The sequence below is a fragment of the Bacillus sp. XF8 genome (assembly GCF_017498755.1).
GTDB lineage: Bacteria > Bacillota > Bacilli > Bacillales > Bacillaceae_G > Bacillus_A > Bacillus_A bingmayongensis.
On record NZ_JAGDQK010000069.1, the window covers coordinates 1 to 10,585 of the forward strand.

The 10,585-nt window shown below is 32.3% G+C and carries 11 protein-coding genes; 2 read left to right on the top strand and 9 right to left on the bottom strand.

The window, feature by feature from the left end:
* The first annotated feature begins 773 nt into the window (after positions 1 to 773).
* Positions 774 to 2,078, top strand: coding sequence for a DUF5068 domain-containing protein (locus J4P91_RS27530; protein ID WP_207996620.1), 1,305 nt, complete (start codon positions 774 to 776; stop codon positions 2,076 to 2,078).
* 140 nt (positions 2,079 to 2,218) lie between these two features.
* Here J4P91_RS27530 and J4P91_RS29850 read toward each other — a convergent pair whose 3' ends face one another.
* A complete protein-coding gene (locus tag J4P91_RS29850; RefSeq protein WP_374192073.1) occupies positions 2,219 to 2,335 on the bottom strand; it encodes a zinc-binding dehydrogenase in 117 nt (38 codons plus the stop codon).
* 158 nt (positions 2,336 to 2,493) lie between these two features.
* Positions 2,494 to 2,850 (bottom strand): DUF805 domain-containing protein, encoded by a 357-nt coding sequence (locus tag J4P91_RS27540; protein WP_207996622.1) that lies wholly within the window; start codon positions 2,848 to 2,850, stop codon positions 2,494 to 2,496.
* 429 nt (positions 2,851 to 3,279) lie between these two features.
* Here J4P91_RS27540 and J4P91_RS27545 point away from each other — a divergent pair, with 429 nt between their 5' ends.
* The gene (locus J4P91_RS27545) at positions 3,280 to 3,978 is read left to right on the top strand and encodes a DUF7018 domain-containing (lipo)protein (protein ID WP_207996623.1); all 699 of its coding nucleotides are present in this window, start codon (positions 3,280 to 3,282) and stop codon (positions 3,976 to 3,978) included.
* A gap of 254 nt (positions 3,979 to 4,232) precedes the next feature.
* Here the strand turns inward: J4P91_RS27545 and J4P91_RS27550 are convergent, their stop codons facing one another.
* From J4P91_RS27550 to J4P91_RS27580, 7 genes are all read right to left on the bottom strand, one after another.
* Complete coding sequence (locus J4P91_RS27550) at positions 4,233 to 4,685, bottom strand: AraC family transcriptional regulator (RefSeq protein WP_207996624.1); 453 nt, start codon at positions 4,683 to 4,685, stop codon at positions 4,233 to 4,235.
* 680 nt (positions 4,686 to 5,365) lie between these two features.
* Entirely contained in the window at positions 5,366 to 5,977 is a 612-nt protein-coding gene (locus J4P91_RS27555) for a hypothetical protein (protein WP_207996625.1), read from the bottom strand.
* 12 nt (positions 5,978 to 5,989) lie between these two features.
* On the bottom strand, positions 5,990 to 6,304 hold the full coding sequence (locus J4P91_RS27560; protein WP_207996626.1) for a PadR family transcriptional regulator: 315 nt from the start codon (positions 6,302 to 6,304) through the stop codon (positions 5,990 to 5,992).
* Positions 6,305 to 6,423: 119 nt separating this feature from the next.
* Positions 6,424 to 8,256 (bottom strand): FtsX-like permease family protein, encoded by a 1,833-nt coding sequence (locus J4P91_RS27565; RefSeq protein WP_207996627.1) that lies wholly within the window; start codon positions 8,254 to 8,256, stop codon positions 6,424 to 6,426.
* Complete coding sequence (locus J4P91_RS27570; RefSeq protein ID WP_279538733.1) at positions 8,246 to 8,995, bottom strand: ABC transporter ATP-binding protein; 750 nt, start codon at positions 8,993 to 8,995, stop codon at positions 8,246 to 8,248. The genes J4P91_RS27565 and J4P91_RS27570 overlap by 11 nt, the downstream gene beginning before the upstream one ends.
* A 116-nt stretch (positions 8,996 to 9,111) precedes the next feature.
* Positions 9,112 to 9,684, bottom strand: a complete 573-nt coding sequence (locus J4P91_RS27575) for an undecaprenyl-diphosphatase (RefSeq protein WP_207996629.1) — start codon at positions 9,682 to 9,684, stop codon at positions 9,112 to 9,114.
* A 127-nt stretch (positions 9,685 to 9,811) separates the two neighbouring features.
* Entirely contained in the window at positions 9,812 to 10,087 is a 276-nt protein-coding gene (locus J4P91_RS27580) for a hypothetical protein (RefSeq protein ID WP_207996630.1), read from the bottom strand.
* Positions 10,088 to 10,585 lie beyond the last annotated feature (498 nt).

Sequence of the window (10,585 nt, forward strand, 5' to 3'; positions counted from 1 at the left end):
TTTAGATGGAAAAAAAATAAATCAAGATCAAGTGATTGAATTTAAGGCAGAATGATTTATAAACAAAAAATATTAATCGAAGATACATTAAGATAATTTTTTGGATACATTCTTATTCAATCATAATAAAACACATTTGAATTTATTATCGACTTCGCATAATTAAAAATACTGAAACCTGGAGTACAAATCTTATTCTTGATTTGCACTCCGGGTTTTAATTTGTTGTTTAGATTCCATTTTTTAATATTAATATTTCCATCTAAATCTAACAAAGCATGGAAGTTTCCTTGTTTATCAAATACCTTGATATGGTCTTTATGAAAATTATTAATAAAAAATCCTAGGAAACTATAGTTCCCAGGATTTTTTATCAATTTGGTTAAGAAACATAGTATGATTTAGTTTACATCTGTAAGTAGTTCGTTTTTCCATGTCATGGAACGTAGTGGGGATTTTGGTTGCATAAGCAATTGCCCTGCGAAATAAAGATTATACTTATCTTTTTGTGTGAATTCTAATTCTACATCTTTTTCGTTAAAGTGGCTGCTGATATGAAAAGCGTTAAAATATTTATTCCACTTGTATGCATTCAAATACTTTTCTTTTTGAAAGACAGATTTATCCTCTTAAATGGTATAAAACGCTAGAAAAAGCTGGTAAATGTTACAACTTTTTTCTATAATGAAACGTGGAGCCGACAAGGGGGATATAATCAATTATTTGATTGTATAGATTAAAAGTTTAATAGAGAAAAAACAGGGGGAAGAAGAATGTCAAAAAAAATAATTTCTTTATTTTCTGTCGTGATGATTGCAGCCCTTATGATAACTGGCTGCGGTCAAAGTGATCAAGCAAATAAAGATCAAAAAGAGAATGAGACAAAAGAAAATAAGACAGAAAAAACGGATACAGCAAAAGAAGATAAGGCAGACAAAACAGATACAGCAAAAGAAAAAGAATCTGAAGATAAAAACACTGAAGATACGACAGTTAACTCAAACAATTATTCAAAGCTTATCTCGTATATGGAGAAAGAAACAAAAGGTAAAACGAAAGTCCTTTATGAAAACAAAGAACCGCAAGTACATAAATTAAATGATGTTTCAGTATCGCTTGATAGCTATACATTAGTTGAATTGAATGATTTTCATACCGATTTTAATATCCCTTTTAACAATCAAACAAATGGTGGGGTTATTCTTGCACACTATAGTGTAAAGAATAATTCAAATAAAGATATTTATTATATGCCAACCTTAGACATGACATTTACAGGCGCTCAGAAGGCTTACAATAACTATAAAGATTTAATTCCAGAAGAAGATCAATTATCTGTAAAATTGTCTCCAGACAATGATTATTTAGTAAAAGCAGGGAAAACCGTTTCTGGTTATGTTGCTTATCCATTCGGTAAAGATGATTTAACAAAAATTCTGGAGCTATCAACGGTATCAGTCAAAGTCCCTGAAGCGCAAGCTAATAAAGGAAAATATGACGCTCCAATCGGAAGTCCGGGGAATTTTGCGTTAAGTTTAAATAAACAAGGTGCTGAAAAGGTTGCAACAGATAAAACTTTTTATCAAGATAAAGCAACCGTTGATAACCTGGGCGAAAAGACAATGCTAAAAGAGAAATCAAACATTAATAACAGCCAAGAATTAGGTGCTACTAATGTTACATTAGACGGATTTCAATTCACCAAATTCACGCCAAATTCCGTTGAAGCTCCCCGGTTTGAAAATTTCAAAAATGGCGTTGTTTTACTGACAGTCAAATTTAAACTCGATAACAAAGAGGCTGAAGATATTGCGTTGTCTCCAATAAGTTCTAAACTAACACTTAACGATGGCTCGCAGTATATGCTTGGTGAAGGCATGTTGCTGAATTACAGATATAGTGATGTGATCAAAGCCGGAACATCTGGCGAGTTATTACAGGTCTATACCTTAGATGCGGAGCAGTATGAAAAGATTTGGAAAGACAAAAGCTTTGAGATTGAATTAGGACCTATGAGAAATAAAGATGCAAAAGACATTTCAAAAGGGAAAAAAGTGACATTCACATTACCGAAATAAAGTAGCAGCAAGAGAAGCCGGGGTGAGGGTGTTTCCTCCCCCGGCTCATGCTATCCATAAAAATCCCTCTCCTTCAAAAAGTACGTTGTGAGAGGGATTTTTTCATTATATTTTTTATTTATAGACTTAAGTACACTAAACTACTGTTTCATACAAATAACGATTTTCCCTCTCGTATGACCGTTTTCACTCAAAAGATGTGCTTTTCTTATATTATCCTGACGAAAGTTTAAAACGCGGCTCACTACTGGTTTAATTTTCCCTTATTAAATTTGATAATGATGCTGTGAGGTCAATTTATGAATCATTTCCGAACCTCTTAAAGCTAAACACACCTTAAATTAAAGAAACAGATTAATAACCTATAGGGGAAATATCCATAGGTTATCAATCTGTTTAAAAAGTAATAAGAATATTAGTGCTCTACATCAAATTTAGGCTTTGGTCCGTATTTGTTATCCTCTTCTTGACTTTCCAGGATATAGAATACAAAAAGAACGATATTACAAATCGGAATAAAGGCTAGCAGCTGCCACCATCCGGTTTTTCCTATATCATGAAGTCTACGAGCGCGAACAGCTAAGGTTGGCAATATCGTTGCTAGAAAATAAAGTCCTCCAAGTACTGGAAATGTATCTCCTAATGCTGCTCCAAGAAATACAAGCACCCAGAAGATTATGAGATCAACAAGGGTAAATACCCAGTATTCTTTACGTTGAGCTCTCCCTTTAAAACCTACATAGTTTTTAAGTGCTTTTAAATACCATTGCATGCAAGGTTCCCCCTTTCTTATTTTATATTATCAAAAAATAGTAATTTTTGGAATCTCCTCATAGAATACACCATTTTATCTCAATACTGTCTAGAAAGTTTTTAAGAAAATGTTTAATTAAAAAAACATTTTACAATAAAAATCATTCCATTAGTGAAAGTAAGCAATATATTATACTTTCGATATCAAGTATACTTGTAGTTTTTAAATTAAAACTGGTTGTAGCGGTTCCTGGAATATCTCTAGCTAACTTACTAGATATTCTATTTGCACTGAACCAATATGCTTCATCGAAAGGCATCTTCTACGTCAATATAACTCATCAAATTAATAACATTTGTGCATAGTATTTCTAATATTTTTTTGTTATTATAGATAACTGGGTAAATTATACAAAATTTTCTATAGTTAGGAAGGGATTGTTTTATTATGGAGGCTTTATTTGGTGCTCTATCTTTAGTTGGGTGCGTAGTAGCAATCTTTATACTTATATTTGCACTTATTAAAAAGAACAAAAAACTTAGAAATCGAACGTATATCGGTTTCATGATTTGTCTAGTTGTCTTTATCGTTTGCGTGAGCAATACGGATTCATCTAAGAACAATGATGTTGCAACTGATAAAAAAGTTGAATCAACTGAAAAGAAAAAAACAACTGAATCGGCAGCTAAACCTACAGAATCGATAAAACCTATTGAATCAAACACATCACCAGCTGAAAATCCTGTTACAGAAATACAAAAAGAACCTGTTACAACTACAACGAGTGAAACTGAATATAGAAATAAAATGACGAATCACTCTCAAAAACTGAGCAAAGCGTTCCAAACTTTTTCCGAAGTATTTATTAATCCTAAAATCCGTAACGATAATTGGACCAAAAAAGCTGCTGCATCTGTAGTCGAAATCCAATCTTTAGCTGAAAATCCACCAAGTGGTGAAGTTCCGCCAGCTTTCAAAGAAGTTCATTCAATGTATTTACAATCAATGGACAAATACATTGAATCTATGAACATGCTTTCGAAAGCCCTTGATAGTCGTGATATAAATCAACTCAATGCTGCACAAGTTCCATTCGAAGAAGGTACCGAATTTATAGACAAAGCTGTAAAGTTAATGAATAATTAACTTCATTAAATATTATAAGAGCATGTTTTGAACAATCTTTTTTTCAAGACATGCTTTTTTCTTTTGTACCTTTATTAGGGTTCCAGCCAAACACCCTTAAATTAAAGCTTGATCATTTCATTGAACCTTTTTCAACAAACGAAGCAGAATAATAAAAGAAGAACAAGAAGTTATCGTTACTGATAAGCCACTTGTTCTTCTTTTTCTATGTTTAATTTTCTGGTGATGGACATTGTAAATACGTACTAATCAAACTATAACGGTTTTACAGGTACACATATTTCACAATAATGGTTGTTAATCATATCAGCAGTGTATCTTTCTAAAATCGGTTTGTTGTCAATTTGATATCCACTGTTTTGTAAAGCTGGAAAAATTTCAGCCCATGCTTTATGAATATCTTCCGCTGTATGCTTGACTTTGTAAATAACATATTTTCCACCAGAAAGTTCACTTTCGCAAATTGAATCATCAATTTGATAATCCTTTGAAATGACAATACAAGCATCATATCTACAGTTTTCAGGAAGTGTTGTTTCAGGGTTATCTTGTGGAATTCCAAGTATTATTGCCGATTCAGCAAGATTTTTCTCCTCAGCCCATTTCTTTAATTTTTCCATTGCTTGAATGTTGGCAGGACCATATGGACCAACTTGTCGCACATATGCAATGCGATATTTGGGAAGAGTTTCGACTTTCATATTCATAGTTTCTCTTTCCTTTCTCTATTAATATTTAATACATTTCAAATGCTATCATGATATAAAAATATAATCATTTATTTTTTTTAAAATTTACAATTTTCTTATTCAACAAACAAGGCATTTGTTGAATAAGAAGTAAAAGAGACACCCTCAAAATGAAGGTATCTCATAAAAGGAGTTTCAGGGTAATCCAGAAATTCTCTTCAATCTATTTTTTAATCATAAAACCAATAGTCGACACGCTGTTGTATTTCTCTTCCGTAATATCACTACAAGTAACTAATCCATCATTTAGTCCCGCACTTGTTCCTGAAGCTATACATGCTGTAAAAGTTCCTGTACTTGGCCCCCAACTCCCCTGTTGAATTATGCTATTAAAAAATAAATCGAATGTCTTTTTTATTGAACGATCGAGCCATATTTCCGGATATTTATTTTAAAATAACGAGGAGATTGTGAAAGATTATCCTTTCTTTATAGAGGGAGGTTAGTTTAAGAGAATAGTTTCACAAAAAAATGCTCAGAATCAGTTTCTGAGCATTTGAATCATAACAGCACTAAAAGATCACATTAATGAGTTAATATAAATCACATCGCTTACTCTTTTTTGCTATGACGTTATTTTCTCGATGGTACCACTTCAAGAAGAATCACCTGTTTGAATCATCCCATCTGTTATTCATTTAGGATTTTTTCTTTAATATCATGTTTAAAAACTTGTATAGTATAAAGAGTAACCAAAACCCAAAAGCATAGCACATCCCTAATAATTCGATTGTGACCAATATTACCAAATGAAATTGAGAGAAGAGGAACCAGAAAACAATACCGATTAAGAATAAAATCAGACCATTCCCAATTAAATAATTATGAGAATGAAAAAAGAACGTATCCTTACTCAACTGATTCCCAGTAAATCCTTGCGCTTTAAATTGACTGATTACTTCTTTAGTAGCACTTTTTATATCATTTCCGTTAGCTACTTGGTCATTCACATAATCCTCCATATAAGCTTTTAGTTCTAATTTTCCATCTGAATTAAGCTCTAATTCATCTACAAATTCATTAATTGTATTTGCTTGTTTGTAGAGGGGATTAATTCGCAAATGATCTATATAATTCAGAATTCCCCAAAAGCAAGCAATCATAATACCTAATACATAACCGGCTAAATTGATTGTTTCGGTATGTTGAGGCTGATTTAAAGTATCGCTAATATAGCATAAACCAAAAATTAAGATAGATAATAGTAATATACTTTTGTATTTCACTTGATTAAAGGAAAAAAACACCATCTAATTCACTCCTTATAAAAAACGGTGTACCATTTCTGAGATTTTAGTCCAGTCAGCTTTCATCTGTTCCAACTGCTCAATTCCTAAATCAGTTAAATGGTAATATTTTCGTTTTCCTCCCTGACTTTCAGTACCCCAGTATGCTTCGACAAAATTATTTTTTTCTAGCCTTTTTAGTGCCAAATAGAGAGTAGCTTCTTGGATTTCAAACATCCCTTCCGTTCGTTCTTTTATTTCTTTTGAAATTTCATATCCATAATTATCAGCAGAAGATAAGGTAGAAAGGATCAATAAATCAATCGTTCCCTTTAACATCTCTTTATTCATGTATACATCATGCCTTTACATTCTTTTAGTCTTATCTTACATAAATAATCATTCTTTTCCAATAGTACAATTTAATAATTGTACTATTCACATAAAAGTGATAAACACTAATATAACATTTACCTAATAATCTGATGATAGATTTTTTTAAAGTAAAAACGTCTAGCGATTAGATAATACAATAGTTGAATTCCAGCAAAAGCAATTAGAACCATCCCCCCTTGTAATTGCATCGATTGACCAAAAAGATGATACATGGCTGTTAAGGCTACCACGCCATGTATCAATGATATGATGATTGGTGTAAAGAGAAGGATTCCTACCTGATTATAAATCATACGTTTACAAACTGCTTTAGATAATCCAATTTTATAGATTTGTTTAAACTTTTTAACATCCACAACCAAATCACTGTATAAACGAAAATAAAGAAAGCTTCCAGCAGAGATGAAGAAAACAATACTAACAAAGATACCAATCATCAGTATTGGTGCATTACTATCAATTGTTTCTTGGATGGTATAACTTGTAGCAATAAAATTAGGGTGTGACTCTTGAAATTTCCCAATCTCTACAAGATCTTCGTGAAAAGTATGATGAGGTTGCCAAATAACCATCTTACTTTGCTCTGTTAACATCGATAAATCAACTTCATTTGGTACAATAATCATTTGGCGTTCCAATGAAATTAAATTTGATTCCAAAGTGCTGTCTACTTGAAAAGAAGCACCATTTGGCAATGTTACAGCTGTAAGCCTATCAGGAGTTTCTTCTGAAAACAAATCCTCTTCAATTGGCATTAACTGTATACCGTAATCACCTACTTTAACTCTATCCGTTTGGGTCATTTCTGCCATTTTGTTATAATCTTTTTCCTTGATGTAGCCTATAAGGTTATCGAAATAAATGGTAGCTATACCTCGATCTACATTTATATTGTTTTCTTTTAATAATCGATTAAACTCATCGGCAATTCTATCAACTGTTGGTGCTTTTTCAGTTACTCCAAATTCATAGGGTTTTGAAAGCATACCATTAAAAATCATATGATTATAAGCGTACAATGTACCGCTAGCTGCAATCGCTGCTGTTGAAATAATGGATACGAAAAAGAACGAGCGTGCATTATCTCTCATACGGAAGGCTAAATCGGAAAAAATGACCAAATTAGGATTTTTCCAGAATAACTTCTTCTTTTTTTGAACCTTATTAACAAATAAAATCATTCCTTGTGTATATAAGAAGTATGTTCCAATTGTTACAACGATAACAGCAGGAAACATAGCTAATACGACTAGGCCGCCTTGTGCAAACAATGCAATAAGATAACCAATTCCAATTAGCAGACAACTTGCTATTGCCCTAGATTTAGAAATCTTTATTTTTCCTTTCCCTAACTCGTGACTTTTTAATAATTCATTTACATTCATCTTTGGAAGTCGGAATTGTATTATTTTGGACAGAATCACAAACAAAAGTTCAAACGACAGAAGGGTCAAAATAATCGCTTTTAAAGGAAAAGATAAAGGAAAATGAATGTGTAGAATTTGTTTACACATGACCATAATAACTTGAGAAAAAACAATTCCAAGCAGACAACCAAGACCTGTTGAGAATAGTCCGATTACCATATTTTCTCCAAATATCATTTTTCTCAACTGTTTTGCACTCATGCCTTGAATAAGTAATAATCCAAATTCTCTCTTTCTTGCATGGAGAAAAACATCCATTGAATAATAAACAAAAATAAAAGAAAAGACATAAATAATCGCAGCAGCTACAAATAATCCAATTTTTAATTTATTAGGAATTTCATCTGGAAGTGCTGGATGCAATGTAATAATCATAAATGTCGTAAATGTCATAACAGTTATTAAGGTACTTAGAAAATATCCTAAATACAGTTGTTTATTTCTTACGGTATTCCGAAATATAAATTGACTAAAACTCATCAAAAACACCTTCAATCTGACCTAATTTATTGATAATTCTTTGATAGAAACTCTTTTGATTTTCTCCTTTTTTGATTTCATCTACCAGCTCACCATCTTTAATAAAGATGATTCGATTGCAATAGCTAGCTGCTACTGGATCGTGAGTAACCATTAATATCGTTGCGTTATCCTCCGTATTTAATTGATTCAATAGAGTCATCACATCTCGTGAAGATTTGGTGTCTAAATTTCCTGTAGGTTCATCAGCGAGCAATAACTCAGGTTGATGAATCATTGCTCGAGCAACTGCAGTCCGCTGAGCTTGTCCACCTGATATCTCTGCAATCTTTTTCTTCAATAAATTCTCAATACCTAAACGAGAAGCAATTTCTGCAACATTCTTTTCCATAACAGAAACATTCTCTTCGTCTAGTGTTAGTGGCAAAATGATATTCTCTTCTACTGTTAAGGTAGGCAGTAGATTAAAGTTTTGAAAAACAAAACCAAGTTGCTTTCTACGAAACTTTGCGATTTTTTCATCATTTAATTGGTTTGGATTTTGATTGTTTAATAATATTTCTCCCGATGTTGGTTGATCAATTGTTGCTAATAGGTTTAGGAGAGTTGTTTTCCCACTTCCCGAAGGACCCATAACTCCAACAAACTCTCCATCATGAATGGTTAAATTAATACCTTTCAGTGCCTCATATTGTATTTCAGATCCGTAAGCTTTCTTTAGGTTTTTAACTACTAACATCATTAATTCTTCCTTTCCGTTTAAAGTGAAACTTCCTTGAGTGGGAGCATACTGGTCGTTTATCTGTAGTAAAAAGTTGATTTGATATTGTATTAATTTATATCCATATTGGTTTTTTAAAATTTTTCTGTGAAACGATTATAAGTATTAATGATACGTATAAGTATCTTTGAATGAGTAATGACAGGATATAAAATAATTGATACAAAAATACCAATGAAAGCCGCAGCTAAAACATCAATTGGATAATGAACGCCAACCCAAATGCGAGAGAAGCCAACAATCGTTGCTGCAATTAAATAAGAAACGCGTTTGCTTGATTGGCTTCCCAAGAACAGCATCATACAAATACTAAAAAATAAAATAGTATGGTCACTAGGGAATGAATTATCGATCTCATGAGAAATTAATTGATTGACATTTGGTAATGTAGCGAATGGTTGCGGGTGTGCAATAAATTTACCTAGCATTTTACCTATAACTTCTGAAAAAAGGAAAGCCAATAAAGAACCCGCCAAAACAGTTCTTACTCGAACCTTCTTTTTAGTAAAAAACCAATGAAGAATCATCCATATAGCTAAAAGAAACACTCCATATTCTGCCATAAATACCATAACTGGATTTAAAACTGTCAGGTGGAAACCTAAATCATTTATGGATCTAAATAGAAAATTATTGATTGAGTTCATTTTTCAATTACCTTCTTTCATGTACTAAATATTATTAAGTAATCTTGACTACTTAATAATATAAGGTAATGTACTTAAAATTACAAGGTAATTTTCCAGGTCTGTAAATTTCAATATTTTCAAAAATCTATGTTGAATACCCCATGGCCGAACCAGCGCAAGTGCAAGCAATGATAGCTAAAATGACGGTTAGGTCAACCCCGTAGGAATACAGAAAACGGCTAACCTGATCAGCGTTGGTTCTCATAGATACATGCAATGCCTCAACACCATGCTCAGAAACCAATAAGGGAATTCCAAACGCCCAAAGCATCTTTAAAATGGCATAGGGAATGAGAGCGACCGATGCTGCATATCCCCACTTCTTAGACAGCCACCATTCACCGGATGTTTTTCGTGTCATATTAATAACCTCCTTATTAAAGGATATGTGGAAAAACATAACCATTACACCAGTTATAATAGTACAGAAAAACTACTTTAATATGCGTCCATAGACCTGTTTATACACACAACCAGAGGTCTGTTCACAAATAAAATCGGATACTATTTTGAGTGCAGCTTTGAGTAGAAACATGCTGACTATCCTCCACGTCCATCAACTTAAGAAATGAATTGTTCTCTAAAACTTTCATTTTTGGGATACTCCAAAGTATTAACTTGATGGCGACGGGATAACACCACTTACCAATAAATTTTTCAAAATAGTAAATTGTTATGGTAATATTTTCAATGTATAATTATGTCATTGTTTGTTTTTATAAAAAAATACGGGGGAATTTTTAATGAAAAAAATCATACTAGGGGCACTTACAAGTTTCTTGTTATTAGCTGGATGTAATAATTCTACTGAAAGTAAACCAGTCGATACAAAAAAGAATACGGCAGAAGAAACAACTAA

Excerpts from the sequence above, each read along its gene's own strand:
- J4P91_RS27545 (WP_207996623.1), top strand. The coding sequence starts at position 3,280 with ATGGAGGCTTTATTTGGTGCTCTATCTTTAGTTGGGTGCGTAGTAGCA.
- J4P91_RS27540 (WP_207996622.1), bottom strand. The coding sequence starts at position 2,850 with ATGCAATGGTATTTAAAAGCACTTAAAAACTATGTAGGTTTTAAAGGG.
- J4P91_RS27570 (WP_279538733.1), bottom strand. The coding sequence starts at position 8,995 with ATGTTAGTAGTTAAAAACCTAAAGAAAGCTTACGGATCTGAAATACAA.
- J4P91_RS27530 (WP_207996620.1), top strand. The coding sequence starts at position 774 with ATGTCAAAAAAAATAATTTCTTTATTTTCTGTCGTGATGATTGCAGCC.
- J4P91_RS27555 (WP_207996625.1), bottom strand. The coding sequence starts at position 5,977 with ATGGTGTTTTTTTCCTTTAATCAAGTGAAATACAAAAGTATATTACTA.
- J4P91_RS27565 (WP_207996627.1), bottom strand. The coding sequence starts at position 8,256 with ATGAGTTTTAGTCAATTTATATTTCGGAATACCGTAAGAAATAAACAA.
- J4P91_RS27560 (WP_207996626.1), bottom strand. The coding sequence starts at position 6,304 with ATGAATAAAGAGATGTTAAAGGGAACGATTGATTTATTGATCCTTTCT.
- J4P91_RS27580 (WP_207996630.1), bottom strand. The coding sequence starts at position 10,087 with ATGACACGAAAAACATCCGGTGAATGGTGGCTGTCTAAGAAGTGGGGA.
- J4P91_RS27575 (WP_207996629.1), bottom strand. The coding sequence starts at position 9,684 with ATGAACTCAATCAATAATTTTCTATTTAGATCCATAAATGATTTAGGT.
- J4P91_RS27550 (WP_207996624.1), bottom strand. The coding sequence starts at position 4,685 with ATGAATATGAAAGTCGAAACTCTTCCCAAATATCGCATTGCATATGTG.